The 22,132-nt window shown below is 68.2% G+C and carries 21 protein-coding genes; 7 read left to right on the top strand and 14 right to left on the bottom strand.

The genetic code is table 11. The features are described 5' to 3' along the window. Positions 1-22 precede the first annotated feature (22 nt). Together AB0L60_RS16640 and AB0L60_RS16635 are read right to left on the bottom strand one after the other, a co-directional pair. Positions 23-3,508, bottom strand: coding sequence for a protein kinase (locus AB0L60_RS16640; protein WP_364613940.1), 3,486 nt, complete (start codon positions 3,506-3,508; stop codon positions 23-25). A 47-nt stretch (positions 3,509-3,555) separates the two neighbouring features. Next, on the bottom strand, positions 3,556-3,771 hold the full coding sequence (locus tag AB0L60_RS16635) for a hypothetical protein (protein ID WP_364613937.1): 216 nt from the start codon (positions 3,769-3,771) through the stop codon (positions 3,556-3,558). Between the two features lie 585 nt (positions 3,772-4,356). On the opposite strand from AB0L60_RS16635, the gene AB0L60_RS16630 reads away from it, so the two are divergent. Continuing rightward, positions 4,357-6,516, top strand: a complete 2,160-nt coding sequence (locus AB0L60_RS16630) for a glycosyl hydrolase family 65 protein (RefSeq protein WP_364613934.1) — start codon at positions 4,357-4,359, stop codon at positions 6,514-6,516. 270 nt (positions 6,517-6,786) lie between these two features. Here AB0L60_RS16630 and AB0L60_RS16625 read toward each other — a convergent pair whose 3' ends face one another. Further along, complete coding sequence (locus AB0L60_RS16625) at positions 6,787-7,182, bottom strand: VOC family protein (RefSeq protein WP_364613931.1); 396 nt, start codon at positions 7,180-7,182, stop codon at positions 6,787-6,789. A gap of 64 nt (positions 7,183-7,246) precedes the next feature. Between AB0L60_RS16625 and AB0L60_RS16620 the strand changes: the two genes are divergently transcribed. Beyond that, positions 7,247-7,849: a PadR family transcriptional regulator gene (locus AB0L60_RS16620; RefSeq protein WP_364613928.1), complete on the top strand. Its 603-nt coding sequence runs from the start codon at positions 7,247-7,249 to the stop codon at positions 7,847-7,849. A 266-nt stretch (positions 7,850-8,115) separates the two neighbouring features. Here AB0L60_RS16620 and rlmN read toward each other — a convergent pair whose 3' ends face one another. From rlmN to AB0L60_RS16595, 5 genes are all read right to left on the bottom strand, one after another. Then, positions 8,116-9,225 (bottom strand): 23S rRNA (adenine(2503)-C(2))-methyltransferase RlmN, encoded by a 1,110-nt coding sequence (rlmN, locus tag AB0L60_RS16615; protein ID WP_364613925.1) that lies wholly within the window; start codon positions 9,223-9,225, stop codon positions 8,116-8,118. A gap of 374 nt (positions 9,226-9,599) precedes the next feature. After that, a complete protein-coding gene (locus tag AB0L60_RS16610) occupies positions 9,600-10,469 on the bottom strand; it encodes a phosphatidate cytidylyltransferase (protein WP_364614009.1) in 870 nt (289 codons plus the stop codon). A gap of 117 nt (positions 10,470-10,586) precedes the next feature. Continuing rightward, complete coding sequence (frr, locus tag AB0L60_RS16605; RefSeq protein WP_364613922.1) at positions 10,587-11,144, bottom strand: ribosome recycling factor; 558 nt, start codon at positions 11,142-11,144, stop codon at positions 10,587-10,589. Between the two features lie 36 nt (positions 11,145-11,180). After that, positions 11,181-11,915, bottom strand: a complete 735-nt coding sequence (gene pyrH, locus AB0L60_RS16600) for a UMP kinase (RefSeq protein ID WP_040859803.1) — start codon at positions 11,913-11,915, stop codon at positions 11,181-11,183. 167 nt (positions 11,916-12,082) lie between these two features. Beyond that, positions 12,083-12,946: a helix-turn-helix transcriptional regulator gene (locus tag AB0L60_RS16595; RefSeq protein ID WP_364613918.1), complete on the bottom strand. Its 864-nt coding sequence runs from the start codon at positions 12,944-12,946 to the stop codon at positions 12,083-12,085. Positions 12,947-13,052: 106 nt separating this feature from the next. Between AB0L60_RS16595 and AB0L60_RS16590 the strand changes: the two genes are divergently transcribed. Further along, the gene (locus AB0L60_RS16590; protein ID WP_364613915.1) at positions 13,053-13,937 is read left to right on the top strand and encodes an NmrA/HSCARG family protein; all 885 of its coding nucleotides are present in this window, start codon (positions 13,053-13,055) and stop codon (positions 13,935-13,937) included. Between the two features lie 10 nt (positions 13,938-13,947). Next, complete coding sequence (locus tag AB0L60_RS16585) at positions 13,948-14,472, top strand: cupin domain-containing protein (protein WP_364613912.1); 525 nt, start codon at positions 13,948-13,950, stop codon at positions 14,470-14,472. Positions 14,473-14,777: 305 nt separating this feature from the next. Here the strand turns inward: AB0L60_RS16585 and tsf are convergent, their stop codons facing one another. Further along, positions 14,778-15,593, bottom strand: a complete 816-nt coding sequence (tsf, locus tag AB0L60_RS16580) for a translation elongation factor Ts (RefSeq protein WP_364613909.1) — start codon at positions 15,591-15,593, stop codon at positions 14,778-14,780. A 108-nt stretch (positions 15,594-15,701) separates the two neighbouring features. Further along, positions 15,702-16,553 (bottom strand): 30S ribosomal protein S2, encoded by an 852-nt coding sequence (gene rpsB, locus AB0L60_RS16575; RefSeq protein ID WP_364613906.1) that lies wholly within the window; start codon positions 16,551-16,553, stop codon positions 15,702-15,704. A gap of 257 nt (positions 16,554-16,810) precedes the next feature. Between rpsB and AB0L60_RS16570 the strand changes: the two genes are divergently transcribed. From AB0L60_RS16570 to AB0L60_RS16560, 3 genes are all read left to right on the top strand, one after another. Then, positions 16,811-17,314 (top strand): GNAT family N-acetyltransferase, encoded by a 504-nt coding sequence (locus tag AB0L60_RS16570; RefSeq protein ID WP_364613903.1) that lies wholly within the window; start codon positions 16,811-16,813, stop codon positions 17,312-17,314. Between the two features lie 292 nt (positions 17,315-17,606). After that, a complete protein-coding gene (locus tag AB0L60_RS16565; RefSeq protein ID WP_364614006.1) occupies positions 17,607-18,104 on the top strand; it encodes a M23 family metallopeptidase in 498 nt (165 codons plus the stop codon). A gap of 2 nt (positions 18,105-18,106) precedes the next feature. Further along, positions 18,107-18,616, top strand: a complete 510-nt coding sequence (locus AB0L60_RS16560) for a DUF1990 domain-containing protein (RefSeq protein ID WP_364613899.1) — start codon at positions 18,107-18,109, stop codon at positions 18,614-18,616. A gap of 11 nt (positions 18,617-18,627) precedes the next feature. Here AB0L60_RS16560 and AB0L60_RS16555 read toward each other — a convergent pair whose 3' ends face one another. From AB0L60_RS16555 to AB0L60_RS16540, 4 genes are all read right to left on the bottom strand, one after another. Then, entirely contained in the window at positions 18,628-18,990 is a 363-nt protein-coding gene (locus tag AB0L60_RS16555) for a hypothetical protein (protein ID WP_364613896.1), read from the bottom strand. A gap of 295 nt (positions 18,991-19,285) precedes the next feature. Beyond that, entirely contained in the window at positions 19,286-20,047 is a 762-nt protein-coding gene (locus tag AB0L60_RS16550; RefSeq protein WP_364613893.1) for a siderophore-interacting protein, read from the bottom strand. 84 nt (positions 20,048-20,131) lie between these two features. Further along, entirely contained in the window at positions 20,132-20,923 is a 792-nt protein-coding gene (locus AB0L60_RS16545) for an N-formylglutamate amidohydrolase (RefSeq protein WP_364613891.1), read from the bottom strand. 5 nt (positions 20,924-20,928) lie between these two features. After that, a complete protein-coding gene (locus AB0L60_RS16540) occupies positions 20,929-21,852 on the bottom strand; it encodes a tyrosine recombinase XerC (protein WP_364613888.1) in 924 nt (307 codons plus the stop codon). Positions 21,853-22,132: the final 280 nt, after the last annotated feature.

Raw genomic sequence — 22,132 nt, 5'->3', positions numbered from 1 at the left:
CTCCACATCCGGCGGGTTCACTCTAGATCGTCTGGGCGGCATCGGCTTCCGTCAGGGCGCGGAGGAAGGCGGGTGGGACCTCGGGCCAGTCGGGGCGCCAGCGGCCCGCGGCCTGGTCGGCGGCGAGGGCGGCGAGGGTGGCGACGACGTGCGGGCCGCCGTCGAGGATGTAGCGCACCGAGCCGTGTTCGGCGCACTGGGCGGTGACGGTGGCGAGCAGGGTCTTGGCGGCGTCGGTGCGGCCGGTGGCGGCGAGGCACGCGACCAGCAGGCGGCGGGCCTTCAGGAGTTCGCGGGGGCGGCGGACGGCTTCGAGCTCGTCGACCCATTCCTGGGCCCAGGCGCGGGCCAGTTCCCGGGACTCGGTGGCGGATTCGGCCAGCAGCAGGCGGATGGCGGTGAATTCCTCGTACAGGACGGTGAATTCGTCGATGGGGTCGATCGGGGTGCGGCGGTGGGCGTGGTCGACCACCGCGAGCGGGCCGAAGTCGGGGTGCGGCGGCAGGCCCAGGCGCAGCCGCTCGTTCTCGACCTCGGCGCGCAGCCGGGGAAGCGACATCGAATCGGCCACGCGCGCACCCTCGTTCAGGCGGCGGATGGCGGCGGCGCGGTCGCCGCGCAGCGCCTTCACCCGGGCGCCGACCACGTAGCGGGCCAGTTTGAAGTCGACGACACCGGCGTCGGCGCCGAGTTTGTAGCCCTCGTCGAGCAGGCGCTCCGCCTCGGCGACCTCGCCACGCTCGTAGAGCAGTTCACCGAGCAGCGATCCGGCCAGGCGGGCTCCGTAGGAGTGGCTGCCGCCGGATTGCTTGGCGATCTTCAGGGCGCTGCGGAAGTACTCCTCGGCGCGCGGGATGTCGAGTTGCAGGCTGGCGGCCAGACCCAGAAAGCACAGGCCGTGAACATTGTTGTAGTAGCCCTTGTTCCGGCGCATGTACGGGGCCGACCACTCCTGGATGCGGATCGCCTCCTCGAAGTCGTAGCGGTAACCCGCGGCGAAACTCGCGCAGTTGGCGCCGATGGCCACCACATACGGTGAGAGTTCGTCGGCCATCGCGAAACACGGTGCGAGCCAATCCTCCACGCCGGTCAGCACATCCGCGCGGACCGTCACCACCGCGTGCACCACACCCGCTTCGGAGCGCAGCCGGGTCGTGGTCCGCGGGTCGAGACCGCCGCGCTCGAGCGTCTGTTCCGCCAGGGACAGCGCGCGTTCGGCCGGACCGGCCCGGTGCAGCAGGATGTTCGCCCACGCCAGATCCAGTTGCAGCCGCGGATGGGATTCGATGACGGCCGGCGGCAGCTTGTTCACCAGGCCGATGAGGCTGGCCATCTGGCCGTATTCGAGCAGCGACATGCCGTCGCGCTCCACGATTTCGACCGCGCGCTGCTCGTCACCGGTCAGCAGGGCGTGGTCGACCGCCTCGCTCACGTGCCGGTGCCCGGCGAACCATTCCGAGGCCGCACGATGCAGGCGGTCGATCTCCGCGGGCCGATCGTGTTCGAGCCGCTGCCGTAGGAAGTCCTGGAACAGCTGGTGGTAGCGGAACCACGGGCCGCCGTCGACCCGGCGCAGGAATAGGTCCTGCTGCTCGATCCGTTCCAGCAGGGCCTGCCCGTCGGGCACGCCGGTGAGCGCGGCGGCCAGCTCGCCGCAGGTGCGTTCGGTGACCGAGGTCGCCACCATGAAGTCGAGCACGCCGGGTTCGAGGGCCTCCAGCACGTTCTCGGCGAGGAATTCGCCGATGGCGTGGTGACGCCCGGTGAGCTGCCCGATCAGCTGCCCGGGATCGTCACTGCCGCGCAGCGACAGCGCCGCCAGTTGCAGTGCCGCGACCCAGCCGCCGGTGGATTCGGTGAGGTCCGCCACGTCATCGCGGTCGAGTTCCAGCCCGCCCAGCTCGACCAGCAGGGCATAGGCCTCGCCGGCGGAGAATCGCAATGCGGCGGTGTCGATTTCCACCAGCTCGTCGCGGGCGCGCATGGAGCTCATGGGCAGCCCGGTCTGGTGGCGGCTGGTCACCAGCATGCACAGCACCGGACTGCAGCTCTCGATCAGGAAGCGCAGCGCGGCCTGGGTATTCGGGTCGCTCACACGATGCCAGTCGTCGATGACCACGGTGAGCGGCTCGCCGCGCTGGTCGATGTCGTTGATGAGCGAGGTCAGTACGAAGCGCCCGGCCTCGTCGCCGTGTTCCTCGAGCAGTTCGCTCAGTTCGCGCGCCAGGGCGGGCCGGACCGCGCGCACCGCTTCGATCAGGTGGGAGAGGAACCACACCACATTGTCGTCGTCGTTGTCGACGGTCAGCCAGGCCACCGAGCCGCCGGCGGCGGCGACCGCCGCACACCATTGCGCGGCGAGGGTGGTCTTGCCGAAACCGGTGGGGCCGTGGACGACCGCGAGCCGGCGGTCGCTGCCCGAGCGCAGCGCGTCGAGCAGGCGCGGGCGGTCCACCAGGACCCGGGTGAGCGTGGGCGGGCGCAGCCGGGTGGCCGGGACCGGCGGCGTGGCGGTGGTGATGCGGGAGCGCCGGCGCCCGGCCTGGGGCGGGGTGGTGCGACCGACGGTCCGGGCCCGGTCCGTCGGCGGTGGCGGTTCCGCGGCGGGCGCCGGAATCGGTATGTCGTCAGGTGGCAGCCCGTGCCGTTGCTGGATATCCCGCAGCGCCGCACCGAATTCGGCGGCGGAGCCGGGGCGTTGGGAGCGCTCGCGCGACATGGCCGCCTCGATCGCCCCGGTGAGGTCGGCGGGCAGGCCCTCCCCGGTCAGGTCCGGCATCGGATGCCTGGTGATCCGCACGAACTGTGCGACCAGCTGTTCCCCGCTGCGCCGTTCGAACACCGCGTGCCCGGTGGCCGCGCAGAACAGGGTCGCCGCCAGGCTGTAGACGTCGGCGGTGACATCCGGGGTCTGCCCCTGCAGCACCTCCGGCGCGGTGTAGGCGGGCGACCCGGTGATCGTGCCCGCCGCGGTCTCGAATCCGCCTGTCAGCCGCGCGATTCCGAAATCGGCGAGCTGCGGCTCCCCGTACTCGGTGAGCAGAATGTTCCCGGGCTTCACATCCCGGTGCAGCAGTCCCCGCCGATGCGCCGTCTCCAACGCCCCCGACAGCCGCACCCCGAGATGCAGCACCTCCGGCCATTCGACCGGACCGCCCTGCTGTATGCGGGTATCGAGCGACCCGTGCGCGTGGAACGGCATCACGATGTAGGGCCGCCCGGTGTCGGTGGACCCGACCTCGAACACCGTCACGATATTCGGATGCCCCGACAGTTTCCCCATGGCGAGCTGCTCGCGCACAAACCGTTCCAGACTGTCGGATTCCAGATCCGTGGTCAGTACCTTGATGGCCACGGTTCGCCCCAGCGCGTGCTGAAAACAGCGGTACACCACGCCGAATCCCCCGCGCCCCACCTCGACCGGCTCCCCGAACCCGGCAGCCGCCAGCTCCGCCGCGAACCCGAGAGTCTCTTCGCGGCGCGTGGAAAACGGATCGACATGCGGCACAGCGACCCCGATACGAGAACGAGCCAGTCACCCCGAGCATAAGCCGATCACCGCCACCGCGCGCCGATCTCCGCCCGCGTGAATCTGCGTCGCGCATCGATCAGCCAGTCGGGCCGTTCCCGCCGCAGCCGCAGCACCTCCCCGACGGTCCAGCCGCAGCCCAGTTCCGGCAGGTCCCCGACCGCGATGTTCAACCGCGCGGCCGCGGCCGCGCGCTTCAAGGGCGTTGCCGCCGAGGCATTTCGATTCCGCTTCGTTGTCATGGTCGTCAATGGTGCGGACGGTCCATGCGGCGCCGCGGCGGTTCGGCGACTTCGCACCCCTCGGTGGTTCAGCGCGGCCGGAAGAAGTCCGCTCGGGGCGCAACTGGACACCGCAGGTCGACTTCAGTTCTCCGCCCCCAATTCCGCACCGCGCCAGCCCGTCCGCCGGATCCTCGTTTGCACGAGCTCCGTACTCGGCGAGATCAGATCTGCGACAGCACTATCCGGTAGCACAGTCGGAGCGGACCGAACTGTCGCTTCCATGCGAACGCGGGATGGTGCGCCGCAGCGCCGCTACCGTCCGACCGCTGGGTATGGTGGTCGCGTCGCTGGTCCTCTCGGGAATCGCAGGGTTTCGGCACTCCCGCTGGACACAAGGTTCACGAAACAATCCCGAGACAAGGATGGTTCATGGCCGTGAGCGTGAAGACAGTGCCGACGGCTCGGTCTGCCTCGGCCCGGCGGGGGCGTATGCGGCCGGGCCGGGCCGCGACAGCCGCGCTCATGTGTGCGGCACTCGCCTCGACGATGCTCTCCGGGCGAGTGTGCGCCGAAACGGCCGATGGTTCCGAGGGGTGGTCGGCGATGGCGGAGGTATTCTCTCCGAACGATTTCCGTGCGGCGCCGTTTCTGGGCAACGGCCGCATCGGTGCGATGATCCCACCCAGCGGGGCCGGGTACCAAGGCTACGGCGAGGGAGTCGTCACCTCGTATCCATTGCAGGAGCCGCGCTACACGGGCACCTATCTGGCCGGGTTCTACGCGGATGCCCCCTCCTTGCAAGCCACCCAGGCATTGGCGGCGCTGCCGGCGTGGTCGGGGCTGACCGTGGCCGCCGACGGGAATACCTATCGAGCAGATGTCGATCCGGCGACGGTCGGCACCTATAGTCAGCGTCTGAACTACCGCGACGCGACCGCCACCACCAAGGCGACCTGGTCGCCGAGCCCCGAGCACCACGTGGATCTGGAGTTCGAGACCTTCATCTCCCGGTCCGAACCGAACCTGGCGATTCAACAGCTCACCGTCACCCCGCACTACTCCGGGCGGCTCGACATCACCGATCTCATCGACGGCGCCGCAGCCCGCCGAGTCACCCCGGTCACGGCCTCGAGCGACGCCGCGAGCAAACAGAGCACCGTTGGCGTGCGCGCCGAAAACACCGACAGCACAGCCTATCTGGTCTCCACTATCGACACCCCCGACAACCTGATTGCCACCTCGATCCCGGCGGCGGCCAACACCGCCGGACTGGGGTTCACCGCCTCGATGACCGCCGGTCACCCCTACACCTTCACCAAGTACGTCGGCATCGCCTCCTCCGACGACGGCCCCGACCCTCGGGCGATCGCCACCGCGGCATCCCAGCGCGGCCTCGAACGCGGCTACGCGACCGAGCACGCCGATCATGTCGCCGCATGGAACACCCTGTGGCAGCCCGCGATCGAGGTTCCCGGACGCGAGGATTACCGCTTGTGGCTCCGGGCCTCGCTGTACTCGGTGTTGTCCAGCGTGCGCGAAGGCCAACACTGGTCGGTGCAACCGGCGGGCCTGTCCTCCACCGATTACGCGGGCATGACCTTCTGGGACGCCGACACCTTCGTCTTTCCCATGCTGCTTGCGCTCTACCCGGCGTTGGCGCGCACCATTGTCGACTTCCGGGTCGCCGCGCTACCGCAGGCCCGCGCCAACGCACACGCGTACGGGCTGCCCGGTGCGGTGTATCCGTGGAACGATGGTCCCGCACAGCGCTGCGGGAGCCCGGTGGTGTGCGGGCTGAGCGAAGAACATCTGGCCAACGACATCGTGCTCGCCCAATGGCAGTACTACCTGGCCACCGCGGATCTGGCATGGCTGTGCACCGGTGGCGCGCCGGTGATCACCGCGATCGCCGACTACCTCACCGTGCGCGTCGGCCCGAAACTGCCCGACGGTCGCTACCATTACGCACCGGTCGGCGGGCCCGACGAGTATGTCGCCGTCTCCATCGACAATGCCGTCACGAACGCCGGTGTGGTCAACACCATGCGTACTGCCGCTGCTGCCGCACAACTGTCCGGGCTTCCCGTGGACCCGCGCTGGGCCGACATCGCAGCGAACATGGCCATGCCTCCCGACATCGCTCCCGGCGTTCCCGCGGAATACCTCGGATATCAAGGCACACCGATCAAACAAGCCGACACCGTGCTGCTGAGCTACCCGTTCTCCTACACCGCACCGGGATACTCGGCGGTCGACACCTACCGCTATTACTTCGACCGCACCGATCCCGACGGCCCGAACATGAGCAACAGCATCGGAGCCATCATCGCCGCACAATTTGATCCGGGCCGCACTCAGGAATTCCTCGACCGGTCTGTCCAGCCGTATGTCCGCGAGCCCTACTACTTCCAATCCGAGGCGCGCGGGGACCGCTCCGGCGCCAACACCATCGGACAACCCGCGTGGGTCTTCGTCACCGGCGCAGCGGGATTCCTGCAAGCAATGCTGTACGCCCCCTCCGGATTACGCTGGACCGACACCGGCCCACGCCTGGACCCCATGCTGCCCAGCGGATTCCCGGACGGTCTCACCATCAGGCACCTCTCCATCCGAGGCAGCACCCTCACCCTGCGGATCCAACCCGAAATCTCCACTGTCGAAGTGACCGCCGGTGATCCGATCACCCTCGAAACACCCACCGGCACACGCACTGTCACCTCGGCGGCGCCGTTGACCCTGCCGACACGACGAGCCGACCGATAGCACTCGAACAGCCGCCTCGAACCGAGCAACGCGTCCCCGCGGAGACAGCAGGCGGAATACCCGTGCAGGGCTGCCACTATGCCTGTTGTCTCTCGGGGTCCCGGCCTGGCAGGACGGACAATGCCGCCGAGCGCGCGGCGATTCCACTGCCGAGACCCGGGCGATTTACCGCCTACCCGGGCGCACGATCGACAAAACGAACTCCCGCTCAACAGGTTTCGGACTCGCAGCCCACTTGCTCCCCGGCGTTGTTCGACAGCCTACGAAAGGTTAGGTCCCAGCCACGGCAAACAGCTCGAGCTGCAGTCCGTCGGGGTCGCGGAAGCACAGAACCTTGCCGAACGGCGTGTCTGCCACCGGCGACCAGGTGACGCCACGTTCGTCCAGGAACGTGGACCACTCCTCCAGCGCAGCCGTGCTGTCCACCCCGAACGCCAGGTGATCCAGCCCCTTTTGACTCGGGTGGTAATCCGAGCCGCCCTCGAGGTGCTGCTGGAACGCGAGGATGGTGCCCTTGGAGTCCATGCAGATGGTCTCCAGGAAGTCGTCGCAGTCGAGCGTGGTGATCGGCTGGAACCCGAGGAGGTCGCCGTACCAGGCGACGCTGGCGTCGCGGTTGCTGACCGACAACGACAGGTGGGATATGCCGGTGATCTGAGGGGACAAGACTCACTCCAATACTCCGAAACGGAGCATTAGAATACTCCGGAACGGAGTATTGTGACAAGGTATGGCGCTGACTACCACTTCGTATGCGATCCTGTCCCTGCTGGCCGTCCGTCCGTGGACGACTTACGAACTCAAACAGCAGATGGACCGGAGCCTGCGCGCGATGTGGCCACGCGCGGGCAGCGTCCTCTACGACGAGCCCAAGAAGCTGGTGGAGCACGGCCTGGCGGTGAGCCGCGCCGAGTTCACCGGCCGCCGCAGGAGCACGGTGTACGAGATCACCGAGGCAGGTCGGCAGACGCTGCGGGAGTGGCTGGACGTGCCCGGGGCCGGTCCGGTCCTGGAGTTCGAGGGCCTGCTCAAGGTGGCGTTTGCCGACCATGGCGACATCGACCAGCTCCGCGCCAACATAGCCCGGATCAGGGTCGAGGCCGAGTCCCGGATGGCCGCCGTCGCCGACCGGATGGCCGAATTCGAGCAGACCGGCGGCCCCTACCCCGACCGGCTCCCGGTCATCGCGTTGAGCGCTCGCTTCCTGCGCGAACAGAACGAGCTCCTGCTCCGCTGGGCCCAGTGGGCCGAACAGGAGACCGCCCACTGGACCGGCACGACCCCCGAGACCGGCGCTCGGGTACCACCGGACGCATTCTCGGATTCGATGTGACGACCCCCTGCACCGCCGAAACCATCCTGCGGCCACCAGCTCGTTCCCGGTCGTCAGCTCGCGCACCTGCGCCAGCCGGCGCTCGGTCAGCGGTCGGTCGACAGCGACGAACTCGTGATACTGATATTCGCTCGGAGCCGCTCCTCGTATACCGCGGACTCTGATGGCACGGCACGGAAGTCGGATTCGTCACCGAAGTGGAAGTACAAGCGTCCGTGCAGAACTCCCGTATCGGTCACGCTTTCTGCGCGCCGATAACCGAAACGCTATGCCTCGGCCGCGAGCTGGCCGCACGCCGCGGCGATTTCCTGGCCGCGGGTATCGCGTACCGTGCACGGCACGCCCTGAGCCTCCACTCGCCGAACGAATTCCCGCTCAACAGGTTTGGGGCTCGCATCCCACTTGCTCCCCGGAGTCGGGTTCAGCGGGATCAGGTTCACGTGCACACGGGAGCCCAATGCCTTGTGCAGCTTTTTACCGAGCATGTCGGCACGCCAGGGCTGGTCGTTGACGTCGCGGATCAACGCATACTCGATCGACACCCGGCGACCCGACTTATCGGCGTAATACCGTGCGGCATCGAGAACTTCGGCAACCGGCCAACGATTGTTGACCGGCACCAAGGTGTCTCGGAGTTCATCGTCGGGAGTGTGCAGCGAAACAGCCAAGGTCACCGAGAGATCCTCGTCGGCGAGCTTGCGGATGGCGGGAGCCAGACCCACGGTGGAGACCACCACATTGCGCTGGGAGATGCCGAGGCCGTCGGGGGCGGGAGAGGTGATGCGGCGGACCGCGTTGACCACGCGCTTGTAGTTGGCCAGCGGCTCGCCCATGCCCATGAACACGATGTTGGACAGGCGGCCGGGGCCGCCGGCCACCTCGCCGTCGCGCAGGGCCGCCGCGGCGGCGCGGACCTGGTCGACGATTTCCGCGGTGGACAGGTTGCGGTTCAGGCCGCCCTGGCCGGTGGCGCAGAAGGGGCAGGCCATGCCGCAACCTGCCTGCGACGAGATGCACAGGGTGTTGCGGTCGGGATAGCGCATCAGCACCGACTCGAGCAGCGTGCCGTCGTTCGCCCGCCACAGGGATTTGCGGGTGGTCCCGTCGTCACATTCGATGTGCCGGACCTCGGTGAGCAGCGGCGGGAACAGCGCCTCGGCGACGGTGGCCCGCATGGCCTCCGGCAGATCGGTCATCAGGGCCGGGTCGGCGACCAGCCGTCCGTAGTACTGGCGCGCGATCTGATCGGCGCGGAACTTCGGCAGGCCGAGCTCCTCGACCACCGTCTTGCGCTCCTGCGAATCGAGGTCGGCGAGATGCCGCGGCGGCATACCGCGACGAGGGGCGTCGAAAACGAGGGGCAAGGGGGTAGTCATAACCGTTCCAGTGTCCCATCCCCCGGCGGGCCGACGCCGCCCGGGGGAATCGCGTTCCTCACAGTCAGCGCGATCACATGGGCGGCGGCTCCACGTCGCAGGTGCCCCGCATCCGGGCGGCGGCCGCCCGCGATTCCGGATGGTCGGGGCCGGGGGCGGCCGCGTAGGCCTCCAGGGTGTCCTATAGTCGCCGAGGCCGGCGTCACCACCGGCCTGCTCGTCCTCATCGGAGACGACCCGGGCATGGATGATCGTGCCGTCGGGCAGTTCGATCTGCTTGATCTCGCCCATGGTCGCCCCCCTGTCACCGCTGCCGCGTCAGCGCCCCTGCGTTGAACCACCGAAACATTCTGAGCGGCAACCGTTTCAACGTGTCAGAGCAGCGCGGTGAGTACCAGCCAGGCCACGAAGGCCGACGGCAGCATGGAATCCAGGCGATCCATGATCCCGCCGTGGCCGGGCAGCAGCGTGCCCATGTCCTTGATCCCGAGCTCCCGCTTGACCTGCGATTCGATCAGGTCCCCGCTGGTCGCCACCAGCACCAGGCCCACGCCGAGCAGCACGCCGATCATCGAGTTCGCCTGCAGCAGCAGCGTCACCGTGAGCAGGCCGCCGATCACGCAGAACACCAGCGATCCGCCGAAGCCCTCCCAGGACTTCTTCGGGCTGATGTGCGGCACCATCGGGTGCTTGCCGAACAGCACGCCGGCCACATAGCCGCCCACGTCCGAGCAGACCACCAGGATCATGAAGGTGAGCACCCGCAGGTTGCCCTTGTCCTCCTGCAGCATCAGTACCGCGAAGGCCGCCAGCAGCGGAATCCAGGCCAGCACGAACACCGCGATGGCGGTGTCGCGCAGGTAGTTTCGCGGTGTGGCCCGCAGGCCGTGGTCGAACAGCCGCCACACCATGATCGTCAGCGCGGTCGCGCCGAAGGCGCCCAGCACCCCCTGCGGCCCGGACGGCCAGGCCAGCCACACCACCGCCTGCCCGCCGACCAGCAGCGGAATCCGGGGCACCAGCACATCGGCCTCGCGCAGCCGCTTGGCCACCTCCCAGGTCGCCACCGCGATCGCCACCGCGATCACGCCGATCAGCACCTTGGGCGCCCACAGCAGAATCGCGATGAGGGACAACCCCAGCCCGAATCCGACCGCCAGCGCCGCCGGCAGGTTGCGGCCCGCCTTCGACGCCGGCGGGTTCCCCTCGTCATTTCCCGGCCCTGCCGACTGCGCGCCCGCCACCGGCGGTGTGGCGGCGTCCTCCGGCCTCTGGCCGGTGGCGGCAGTCTCTTCGGCCACGATTGTCCCGTCGCTCACTTGTCGTCCGTTCGTCCCTGCCCCCGGCCGGCGTCGGCCGTCCTAGACCTCGAGCAGCTCAGCTTCCTTGTGCTTCACCAGTTCGTCGACGTGCGCGACGTATTTCTGCGTGGTCTTGTCGAGTTCCTTCTCGGCGCGGCCGACCTCGTCCTCGCCGGCCTCGCCGTCTTTCTGGATGCGGCCGAGCTCGTCCATCGCCTTGCGGCGGACATTGCGGATCGAGATCTTGGCATCCTCGCCCTTGGACTTGGCCTGCTTGACCATTTCCCGGCGGCGCTCCTCGGTGAGCTGCGGGACGCTGACGCGAATGATGTCGCCATTGTTGGTCGGGTTCACCCCGAGGTCCGAGTTGCGGATCGCGGTCTCGATCGGCTGCAGCTGGGACTGCTCGTAGGGCTTGATGACGAGCATGCGCGGCTCGGGCACCGTGATGGAGGCCATCTGGGTGATCGGCGTCGGCGAACCGTAGTAGTCGACCACAACTCGCGAGAACATGCTGGGATTCGCGCGCCCGGTCCGAATGGAGCCCAGATCGTCCTTCACCACCGAGACGGCCTTCTCCATTTTTTCTTCGGCGTCGAAGAGCGCTTCTTCAATCACGGCGATTCCTCCACTGCGTCATCGTTCTTGTCTCGGTCATGACCGGACCAGCGTGCCGATCTTCTCACCGGCGACCGCGCGGGCGATATTTCCCTTGGTCAACAGATTGAACACCAGCATGGGCATCTGGTTGTCCATACACAGGCTGAAAGCGGTGGCATCGGCGACCTTCAGGCCGCGTTCCAACGCCTCCTTGTGGGTGATCTCGGTGAACATGGTGGCGTCGGGGTCCTCCCGCGGATCCGCGGTGAAGACGCCGTCCACGGCCTTCGCCATCAGGACCACCTCGGCGCCGATCTCCAGCGCGCGCTGGGCGGCGGTGGTGTCGGTGGAGAAGTAGGGCATGCCCATGCCCGCGCCGAAGATCACGACGCGGCCCTTCTCCAGGTGCCGCTTGGCGCGCAGCGGCAGGTACGGCTCGGCGACCTGTCCCATGGTGATGGCGGTCTGCACCCGGGTATCGATGCCCTGCTTCTGCAGGAAGTCCTGCAGCGCAAGGGAGTTCATGACGGTACCGAGCATGCCCATGTAGTCCGAGCGGGCCCGCTCCATGCCGCGTTCCTCGAGCTCGGCGCCACGGAAGAAGTTACCGCCGCCGATGACGACCGCCACCTGGACACCGGTCTCGACGACCTCGGCGATCTGCTCCGCGACCGCCTGCACCACATCGGGATCGAGACCCACCCGACCACCGCCGAACATCTCGCCACCGAGCTTGAGGAGCACTCGGCGGTAGCCCTTGCGATCGGGGGCGGTATCCGGGTCCGTCATCGGTCTCCTTGTCTCGGCGGTCGAGCGTGCGCACGCACATGAAAAGACCATCCCGGCCGATGGATTGCACGGGACGGCTTGAAAGCTCCATCCATCCTGCCTCACGACCGGTGGCGAGCGTGACCCGACCCTCGATACGGCGCTCCGATTCGTGACATTTACCCGATTTATCCGGCCGCCAGGACCGCGGCGATTCGCCCAGCGGCGACCGGCGTGGCCGGGGCCTGCACCACCATCAGCAGGTTCGGGTGCTCGACCGGGCGCAATTGGAATACTTCGAGTTCGATCGGCCCGGCCCGCGGATGACGCACGGTAATGGTGGCGGGCCGGAATCGGCGCACCGGATACTCCGACCACCAGCGCCGGAAGTCCGAGCTCACAACGGACAATTCCGACACCAAGGCGGCCAGCCGGGGATCATCGGGGCGACGGCCCACGGCATCGCGCACCTGACTCACCATCGCGCGCGCCGCACGCTCCCAATGCGCCATGCGCATGCGATTCGCGTTCTCGGTGAACATCATCCAGAGCAGATTGCGGCGTTCCGGCGGCAGGGCGAGCGGATCGTCGCGGACCAGCACATAGGCCCGATTCCAGACCAGATAGTCGAATCCAGCGTCGTACACGCTCGCCGGACTGGGCATGACCGCGTCCACCAATCGCTGCAGTCGAGGCCGGTCGGCCTCGGGCCCGGCGTCCTCCGGCTCGGCGAGACCGGCCAGAAACCGCAGGTGACGATGCTGATCGGGATCCAGCCGGAGGGTGCGGGCCAGGGCGTCGATGACCTGCCGGCTGGCCGCCACCTCGCGCCCCTGCTCCAGCCACGTGTACCAGGTCACCCCCACCCCCGACAGCTCGGCGACCTCCTCCCGCCGCAATCCGGGCGTGCGCCGCCGCGCGGGATCGCCGTACGGCACCAGGCCCACGTCCCCCGGCTGCAACCGCGCCCGCTGCGCCCGCAGGAACTCGCCCAGCTGCGCATGCCGGGCGGAGACGTGATGCGAGCCGGAAGTGCCGTTGCCACTTACCATTCGGCCGTCCCCCTGTACAGAGACCTGCCTAGCATTATCGCCACCAGGACAGGCGCGCACGCGGCTTCCTACCGTCGAATCGAGATCGACGCGACGGGAGCTGAAGATGAGCGCGGACAACGGACCGGTACTGGTCATCGGAGCAACCGGGCGGCAAGGCAGCGCCACCGCCACCGCACTACTGGAGCGGGGCCGGCCGGTCCGGGCCTTCGTCCGCAATCCGAACGCACCGCAGGCGCGCCGACTGCGGGAAGCGGGGGCCGAGCTCACGGCCGGCGACCTGGACGACGAGGAATCGCTGCGGACCGCCATGGACGGCGCACACGGCGTCTTCCTCATGCTGACCATGATGGACGGCGTCCACATCAGCCTGGCCGCCGTCGCCGACGAGGAGCGGCGCGGGAAAGCGGTAGCGGACGTGGCCGCCAAAGCCGGCGTCGCGCACCTGGTCTACAGCTCGCTGCACGGGGTCGGAGCGGGCTCCGGCATCGAGTACTACGACGCCAAGGAGCACATCGAGGACCACATCCGCGCCCTCGGACTGCCCGCGACCGTACTGCGGCCGGTGTCGTTCATGGACAATTTCGCCACCTACAACCGGCCTGCCCGCGACGGAGACCACCTGGTCCTGGCCCTGCCGGTGCCTCCGGACCTGCCCATGCCGCTCATCGCCATCCGCGATATCGGCCGCTTCGCCGCCCTGGCCTTCGACCGCCCCGACGAGTTCCTGGGCCGCACCCTGACCCTCGCCGGCGACAGCCCGACGCCGTCGCAGATCGCCGAAACCCTCGCGCGCTCAGCCGGATTACTCCCGCGGACCGTCCAGGTCCCCGTCGAGCAGATCCGCGCCTTCGACGAGCAGGTCGGAAAGATGTTCGCCTTCTTCAACTCCCGCCCCGCCCCGGCCATCGACGTGCCCGCCTTGCGCGCGGCTCTCCCCGATCTGATGACCCTCGACGCCTGGCTGACCGCCACCGACTGGACGCTCTGAGGAGCACGCGATGACCGACGGACTACTGGCCGCCGACGGCCTGCTGCTGCCACCCGGCGCAGGCGAGAAGGTGCAGCCCACCATGACGCTCAAGGTCGGGGCCGACCACTCCGATGCCTGGTCCGCCTTCGAAGCCGAGGTTCCGCCCGGTTTCGACGTCGGCGCACACTGGCACGGCCACGCCGAGGAGATCTTCTACATCGTCGAGGGCGAACTCGACCTGCTGGCCTTCCACCCCGAGGCCGAGGCCGTGGGCGACTGGCTCAGCTGGCGGGCCGCCGACGGCACGCCCGTCTACCGTGGCGGCCCGGGCAGCTTCATGTACGTGCCCGCGGGTTGCCCCCACGCCTTCCACAATCCCGGAACCACCACCGCCAGAATGCTTTTCATGGTCACGCCGGCCGGGCACGAGAAGTATCTCGCCGAGCTGAGCGACCTGCTACTGTCCGGCTCGGCAACCACGGAGGCTATCTCCGAGCTACGGCTGAAGCATGACATCCACCAGCTGACGGCACTACAGAACCGGCCCACCTGACACCCGGCCCCCGGAAACCTTGCCCAGGAAACAGGGGGGCGCTCAATCCTGTTTCACATAAAGCTGTTTCACATACCTTCGGCGCGTGACCACGAAGAACCGCACGGTCCGGACCGGACTGGCAGCCCCCGCCCTCGCCGCGACCCTCGCGACCGTCGCGGGCCCCGCGGCGGCCATTCGCCACCGGCACCGACAGCGGGAGCAGGGCCTGACTCTCCCCCCGGCAGCAGCCGCGGCGGAACACGAGAAGGCCCCTCGCTCATCGGAATCCGATGGGCGAGGGGCCTTTTCGATGCTTCAGGCGATTACGCCTGGCCGACCTCGAAGCGGGCGAAGCGGGTGATGGTGACACCGGCCTCGTCCAGCTGCTGCTTGACGGTCTTCTTGGAGTCGGTGACCGACGCCTGCTCCAGCAGGACGACGTCCTTGTAGAAGCCGTTGACGCGACCCTCGACGATCTTCGACAGGGCGGCCTCCGGCTTGCCCTCCTCCTTGGCGGTCGCCTCGGCGATCTCGCGCTCCTTGGCGACGAGCTCGGCCGGGACGTCCTCGCGGGTCAGGTACTTGGCCTTGAGGGCCGCGACCTGCATGCCGGCCGCACGGGCGGCGTCGGCGTCGGTGCCGGTGTACTCGACCAGAACGCCGACGGCGGGCGGCAGGTCGGTGGCGCGCTTGTGCAGGTAGACGGTGGTGGTGCCGTCGAAGGTGGCGACGCGGCGCAGCTCGAGCTTCTCGCCGATCTTGGCGGCCAGCTCCTGCAGCACCTGGTCGGCGGTCTTGCCATCGACCTCAACGGCCTTCAGGGCGTCCAGGTCGGCCGGGCGGGCCTTCGCGGCGGCGGCCACGATGGCGTTCGCGACGTCCTGGAACTCCTGGTTCTTGGCCACGAAGTCGGTCTCGGAGTTGATCTCGATCAGGACGCCGTCCTGCGCGACGACCAGGCCCTCGGCGGTGGCGCGCTCAGCGCGCTTGCCGACATCCTTGGCGCCCTTGATACGCAGGAACTCGACGGCCTTGTCGAAGTCGCCCGCGTTCTCCTCGAGCGCCTTCTTGCAGTCCATCATGCCGGAGCCGGTGAGCTCGCGGAGCCGCTTCACATCGGCGGCGGTGTAGTTCGCCATCTCGGGCGAGCCTCCCTTTGTGAGTGAAAGTCTGTGGGGGTCACACCTTGCCGACCGTCATGGAACATGAGCGGTCGGCAAGGTGAACAGATGCCTCGCGGCTGGAAATCAGAAGTCGGCCGGGGTCTTCGGGGCCGGCTCGTCCTTCACCTCGGCCTCGGCCGCGGTCTCCGGCTCGGCGGCCGGGGTGGCCTGAGCCAGCAGCTCCTGCTCCCACTCGGCGAGCGGCTCGCCGGCGCCGGCCTCGGGCTTCGCATCGCCGGTGGCACGCGCGGCACGAGCCTGCACGCCCTCGGCGACGGCGGAGGCGACGACCTTGGTCAGCAGCGCGGCCGAGCGGATCGCGTCGTCGTTGCCCGGGATCGGGTAGTCGACCAGGTCCGGGTCGCAGTTGGTGTCCAGGATCGCGATGACCGGGATGTTCAGCTTGCGAGCCTCACCGACGGCGATGTGCTCCTTGTTGGTGTCGACAACCCAGATGGCCGAGGGAACCTTGGCCATGTCCCGGATGCCGCCCAGGGTGCGCTCCAGCTTGTTCTTCTCACGCGTCAGCATGAGGATTTCCTTCTTGGTGCGACCCTCGAAACCGCCGGTCTGCTCCATCGACTCCAGCTCCTTCAGGCGCTGCAGCCGCTTGTGGACGGTCGAGAAGTTGGTGAGCATGCCGCCCAGCCAGCGCTGGTTCACGTAGGGCATGCCGACGCGGGTCGCCTCGGAGGCGATCGACTCCTGAGCCTGCTTCTTGGTACCGACGAAGAGAACGGTGCCGCCGTGGGCAACGGTCTCCTTCACGAACTCGTAGGCCTTGTCGATGTAGGTCAGCGTCTGCTGCAGGTCGATGATGTAGATGCCGTTGCGGTCGGTGAAGATGAACCGCTTCATCTTCGGGTTCCACCGGCGGGTCTGGTGACCGAAGTGCGCGCCGCTATCGAGCAGCTGCTTCATTGTTACGACAGCCATGGCTCCGTAACTTCCTCTCGTTGCTGGTTGACACAGGAATCGGCGATCCCTGCCCTGGCGCTCACGGCCACCGGAACCCTCCGAAAACGAATCAGGGGGACCAGCCGGCGACACTCACTGTGGGCGCGCGAAGTCGGTCTGCGTTCACGCAAACCGCTGGATCAGTTTACGCAGCTGAGGCGTCAGACCGAAATCGGGCCCAGTGGGTGTGCGTTACTCAGGTGCGCTATCGCAGGTCAGCGACCTACGGTGGGGCAATGCTGCGAACCGGGCGACTGGCGCTCACACCGGTGTGCGCGAGCGATCGCGACGAACTCGTGGCGCTGTGGCACGACCCGCGTGTCCGCGAATTCCTCTTCGACGGCGAAATGCTCTCCGCCGAAGAGGTGACGCGGATCATCACGAATTCCGAAAATAGTTTCGCCACCGTGAATTTCGGGCTCTGGGCGCTCCGAGAAAGAAGCGGCGGGCCACTGCTCGGCACGGCTGGATTGCGTGGACTCGACGGCGGCCCCGACCTGGAGATCGTCTACAGCCTGACCCCGGCCCGCTGGGGCCACGGCCTGGCAGGCGAGGCCGCAGCCGCGGTCCTGGACTATGCCTTCGACACGCTCGGGATGGATCGAGTCCTCGCCGAAATCGACGAAGGCAATACCGCCTCACGTGCCGTTGTGGAGCGCCTGGGAATGCGTCCCTACGAAACCGTCCAGGGCGTACTCGGCCCGATGATCCACTACTCCCTGACGCGACCCGGCAACTGACATCCACGCTGTCCACAACCGGTCGTGTCATCCACACTCGCCGCGCAGCCTCTCGCCTACCGCCCCACCACGGCGCAGGCTGATTCCCATGCCCGAACCACCACCTCTCACCCAGCACACCGACGTCTCAGCCGTGCCGTCCATGACGGCTTCGAATGCCGCGGGCGCAGGCGTTTCCCCCGGTCTGCACACCAGATTTCGGCTCGCATCGCGTGCGCATGGTCCGGGCGGCACAGTCGTCCGGGTCGTGGCCGGAGCGTGCGCGACGAGCCTGATCGGGCTGTGCGCCGCCATGCCCGCTGCCGGCGGTTCACCTGCGCCCGTCGGCGATTTCGATTGGCCGCTGTGGCCGCGGCCAGGGGTCGTGCGCGCCTTCGACAAGCCCGAACACGATTGGCTGCCGGGGCATCGCGGGGTGGATTTGGCGGGCGATCAGAGGCAGGTGGTGCTCGCGGCCGGGGACGGCATCGTCGTCTTCGCGGGAATCGTGGCCGACAAACCGGTTGTCTCCATCGACCATCCCGGCGGGCTCCGAACGACCTACGAGCCGGTCACCGCAGTAATTCCCGTGGGCCGCAGGCTGACTCGCGGCACACCGATCGGGCTGCTGGAGGCCGGACACCCGCCCTGCTCTCCGTGCCTGCACTGGGGAGCGCGGCGAGACGGCGAATACCTCGATCCGCTCGGGCTACTCCACCGCACTCCGATCCGGCTCAAGCCCCTCACCGGCGACATCCCGGCCCGTCCCGGCCGCATGGACGTCAACTTCGAAACCGAGCGAGGATGGTGACCATGTCGCAGAAACCCGCGCCCTTCACCTACTCCGATGTCGGCGCGACCGCGGGTGAATTTCCGCCGGGCTACGACCATTTCCGGCTACGCAGGCACATCGGTTCGGGCCGAGCCCTGTTCGAGCAGGCGGCCGAACACATTCTCGGGTACGGGATGCAGCGCGGTACCGGGATCTTCCAGGACTCGACCACGCCGGTAGCCGAGCCGGGAACCGAGTTGACGGTGCGGCTCGGACTGGGGCCGATCGGCGTGAGCGCGCCGTGCCGGGTCGTCTACGTCCTCGACGAGCCGGATCGGCGCGGTTTCGCCTATGGGACGCTCCCCGGCCACCCCGAGAGCGGTGAGGAGTTGTTCTGCGTCGAATACGACACCGCCGACGGCTCGGTCCACGCGCTCATTGCCGCGTTCTCGCAACCGGGCGCCTGGTACACCCGGCTCGGCGGCCCGATCGTGCGACTCGTCCAGCGCTGGTTCGCACACCGCTACATCGGAACCATCCGGCCACGCTGAGGCGCGCGGCCTCAGCCATCCACGAGGTGAGCCGAGAGGGCAGCGGCCTCGGCGCGCAGCGAGGCGGCACGGTCCGCCCCACCGGAGAGCGCATCGTATTCCGCTGCGGCAGTGAGACGGTCGTCGATCTCGGCACGCACGATACCGGCGATATCGGACTCGGTGAGGTCGCGCCGAGCGCGTTCCGCCGCGCCCACCCCCACTGCACTGGACTCGATGGCCCCGGCACGAACATCGGAACCGTCCACAGCTTCGGCATTGTCGATAGCGCCCAGAGCCGAACGAAGCGCCGCGGTAGCACTTCGGTCGCGGGCCTTCATCGCCACAGGAAGCGCAGCGCGCAGACGTTCACGCAGGGAGGATGGATTCGTCATGATCATCGACGCTACCCGCTAGGGTTTCGGGCACGGCGCTGCGGTGGTGAGGTCTCCGGGACCGAAACACATTGTCCGAGGGGGCGCCTGGCACGGCGGGGACACATGCGCCTGGAGGCGATCCTCACGCCACAGCCCGCCAGTCGGTCCCGCGACCACACCTCGACCAACTCGAACACGTGCTGCACGCCGTAATCATCAGCCGCGCCTGCGATTTCGTCCCGGAAGCCCGGCTACGACTGCCCCATACGCGTGCGGCGAGCCTCTCGCGGAGCAGCCGAGCCGAGTGGATTGGCTAAAGGACTGCGGGGGTGGCCTTTTCGCGTTCGGCGAGTTCGGACTTCCAGCGGCGGAAGCCCTCCTCGGTGCGGCCGCGCCGCCAGTAACCGGAGATGGATGCCCAGTCGGCGGGGACGCCGCGGTCCTTGCGGATGTAGGGCCGGAGGTTGTGCATGACGGCCTGGGCTTCACCGTGGATGAAGACGTGCACCTGGCCGTCACGCCAGGGGGCGGAGTGGACGGCGGCGGCGAGGCGCACTCCCGGTTCGTCCGCGCCGCGGTGAATCCAGGTCAGCTCCACGCCCTCCGGGTGGGCGAAGGTGAGTTCGTCAGCGGGATCCGCGACCTCCACGAATACTTGCCCGACCGCGTCGGCGGGCAGCGACTCGCAGGCCGCGGCAATGGCGGGGAGTGCGGATTCGTCGCCGGCCAGCAGGTGCCAGTCGGCGTCGGAACGCGGGGCGTAGGCGCCGCCCGGGCCCATCAGGTCGATGGTGTCGCCCGGCTGGGCCGCGGCGGCCCACGGTCCGGCGACGCCCTCGTCGCCGTGGTGGACGAAGTCGATGGCGAGCTCCTGCGCCGCGCGATCCACCTCGCGCACGGTGTAGGTGCGCACGGTATCGCCGTCGGCACCGGGGAAGACCAGTTTGACGTAGGCGTCGGTGCGGTCGTTGGGCTGGAAGGACGCGAAGCCGGGGCCGCCCAGCCGGACCCGGATCAGGTGATCAGTCAGTCGGATGGTGTTCTGGACCACCAGCGTGATGCGTGTGCGTGCCAAAGGAAGCCTCCATAATTAGGATTACCTAAGTGACGCTAGCATGAATTCCGATAGGTCGTCGATAGTATTTCGATAGGCCGTCGGTCACCGGATATCGGCAATGAGCGCGGCCAGGGCGGCGGCCAGGCGATCGATTACGGGACCGGGCGGACCGCCGGGTTCGGACAGGTACAGGTCGCGGCGGATCTCCACCATCAGCGCGGTGACGCGGGGTTCGGTGCCGTAGAAGTCCAGCGGCACATAGGTTCCCGCGAACGGGCTGTTCACGCCGACGCCGCCGAAGTCCGCGAAGGCCCCGGCCGCGTGGGTGAGCAGTTCGGGCGGCGTGTGAAAGGCGTCCGCGCCCAAGCAGATCGGCGGACGCGGTAGGTCGCCGTGCAGCTCATAGGGCAGGGGCTGAGCCGGGTAGGAGTGGATGTCGATAATCACCGCACGGCCGGTCGCCGACAGGCGATCGGCGACCAGATCCGTCATGGCTTGCGCATAGGGGTGGAAATAGCGGTCCAGCAACGGTGCGGGATCGAAATCCGCCGCCCGCAACGGCATCCGGTCCGTGGTTGCGGTGTACACCGCGCCCATGCCGACGGCGAGCATCTCCTCACGCTCGTCCGGGAACCGCTCCGGGTCGACGACCAGCCGGGACAGCCGGTTCACGAATTGCCATGGCCGAGTGGGCGACAGGCGTGCGGCCGCGACGGCCAGCCGCGCGGTGTGGACGTCGGTGATGGCGTCGAGCTCACGGTCGAGCGCCCCGTCATCGAGCAGCAGCTCCGCACGGACCGCGGCTGGGATCGTGCGCGCAGAGTGCGGAACGTGCAGCACCACAGGCGAATCGGCGGCGCCGGGCACCAATTCGGCCGAGTCGGGCATTCGCATGGCGGTCAGGCGCGCGGGTGGGCTTGGTCGTGCACCTTCTTGAGCCGATCGATCGACACGTGGGTGTACAGCTGTGTGGTGGCCATGCTGGCGTGGCCCAGGATCTCCTGCACCACCCGCAGATCGGCCCCGCCCTCGAGCAGATGGGTCGCGGCGGTGTGACGGAAACCGTGCGGGCCCATATCGGGTGCGCCCGGAATGGCGGAAACCACCTCGTGCACAACAGTTCTGGCCTGCCGCTGGTCGATGCGTCGGCCCCGCCGGCCCAGCAGCAGCGCGCGTCCCGACTGCGGGGTGGCAAAGGCGGCCCGGCCAAACCGCAGCCAGCCGTCCAGCGCCTGCTCGGCGGGCACGCCGAACGGCACCGCCCGCTCCTTGTTCCCCTTCCCCAGCACGCGCACCAGCCGCCGTTCCCGATCCACGTCCTCAATATCGAGCCCGCACAGCTCGCTCACCCGGATCCCGGTCGCGTACAGCATCTCGACAATCAGCCGATCCCGCAAGGCCATCGGATCATGCTGCGCCGCACCTGATTCCGCCGCCGCCATGGCCGCCTGCGCCTGCTCGCGCCCCAGCACCGACGGCAGCACCCGATGCGCCCGCGCCGACCCCAGCCGCGGCCCCGGATCCACCGCCAGCCGCCCTGTGTGCGTCAGCCAGGCCGTGAACGTCCGAGCCGACGAGGCCCGCCGCGCCACGGTGGTCCGCGCCGCGCCCCCAGCCGCCTGCGCCGCCAGCCACGACCGCAGCAACGCCAGATCCACCTCCCCCACACCGGAATCCACCGCCCGCCCCAGCAAATGCTCCAGCAACCCGCGCGCATCGCCCACGTACGCCCGCGCCGTATGCTCCGACCGATTCCGCCCCAACCGCAAGTGCCGCCCATACTCGGCCAGCAATGCCTCCAAATCCTCGGGCAGCTCACTCATCCGTCCACGCTGACCCGAATCCCGCCACATATCAAGCACCGTCCACGGAGAGTGTCGTCCTCGCGTGACCCATCCGATTGCTCGAACAGGGTTGGCCCGCAACCGCAGTTTCGGGTCTTCCTGCGGCGATACCACTGCCCGGCGAACCGGGTCTGACACGGTTTCCATCGAGCATGTTTATCGTCCCGCCGCAACTCTGCGTGGACGCCAACACCGTCAAGTTCCTGGCGGCGTCGAGATCACGATCCAGCACGAGACCGCACCGATCGCACACCAGATA

Origin of the sequence: Nocardia sp. NPDC051981 (genome assembly GCF_040680715.1) — a bacterium.
GTDB lineage: Bacteria > Actinomycetota > Actinomycetes > Mycobacteriales > Mycobacteriaceae > Nocardia.
The sequence above is the reverse complement of the archived record's forward strand: the minus strand, read 5'-3'. Positions and strand labels throughout refer to the sequence as shown.

Bases quoted from the DNA above. Each gene is read 5' to 3' on its own strand.
- AB0L60_RS16635 (WP_364613937.1), bottom strand. From the start codon at position 3,771: ATGACAACGAAGCGGAATCGAAATGCCTCGGCGGCAACGCCCTTGAAG.
- AB0L60_RS16630 (WP_364613934.1), top strand. From the start codon at position 4,357: ATGGCGGAGGTATTCTCTCCGAACGATTTCCGTGCGGCGCCGTTTCTG.
- AB0L60_RS16620 (WP_364613928.1), top strand. From the start codon at position 7,247: ATGGCGCTGACTACCACTTCGTATGCGATCCTGTCCCTGCTGGCCGTC.
- rlmN (WP_364613925.1), bottom strand. From the start codon at position 9,225: ATGACTACCCCCTTGCCCCTCGTTTTCGACGCCCCTCGTCGCGGTATG.
- pyrH (WP_040859803.1), bottom strand. From the start codon at position 11,915: ATGACGGACCCGGATACCGCCCCCGATCGCAAGGGCTACCGCCGAGTG.
- AB0L60_RS16595 (WP_364613918.1), bottom strand. From the start codon at position 12,946: ATGGTAAGTGGCAACGGCACTTCCGGCTCGCATCACGTCTCCGCCCGG.
- AB0L60_RS16590 (WP_364613915.1), top strand. From the start codon at position 13,053: ATGAGCGCGGACAACGGACCGGTACTGGTCATCGGAGCAACCGGGCGG.
- AB0L60_RS16585 (WP_364613912.1), top strand. From the start codon at position 13,948: ATGACCGACGGACTACTGGCCGCCGACGGCCTGCTGCTGCCACCCGGC.
- tsf (WP_364613909.1), bottom strand. From the start codon at position 15,593: ATGGCGAACTACACCGCCGCCGATGTGAAGCGGCTCCGCGAGCTCACC.
- rpsB (WP_364613906.1), bottom strand. From the start codon at position 16,553: ATGGCTGTCGTAACAATGAAGCAGCTGCTCGATAGCGGCGCGCACTTC.
- AB0L60_RS16570 (WP_364613903.1), top strand. From the start codon at position 16,811: ATGCTGCGAACCGGGCGACTGGCGCTCACACCGGTGTGCGCGAGCGAT.
- AB0L60_RS16565 (WP_364614006.1), top strand. From the start codon at position 17,607: ATGCCCGCTGCCGGCGGTTCACCTGCGCCCGTCGGCGATTTCGATTGG.
- AB0L60_RS16560 (WP_364613899.1), top strand. From the start codon at position 18,107: ATGTCGCAGAAACCCGCGCCCTTCACCTACTCCGATGTCGGCGCGACC.
- AB0L60_RS16555 (WP_364613896.1), bottom strand. From the start codon at position 18,990: ATGACGAATCCATCCTCCCTGCGTGAACGTCTGCGCGCTGCGCTTCCT.
- AB0L60_RS16545 (WP_364613891.1), bottom strand. From the start codon at position 20,923: ATGCGAATGCCCGACTCGGCCGAATTGGTGCCCGGCGCCGCCGATTCG.
- AB0L60_RS16540 (WP_364613888.1), bottom strand. From the start codon at position 21,852: ATGAGTGAGCTGCCCGAGGATTTGGAGGCATTGCTGGCCGAGTATGGG.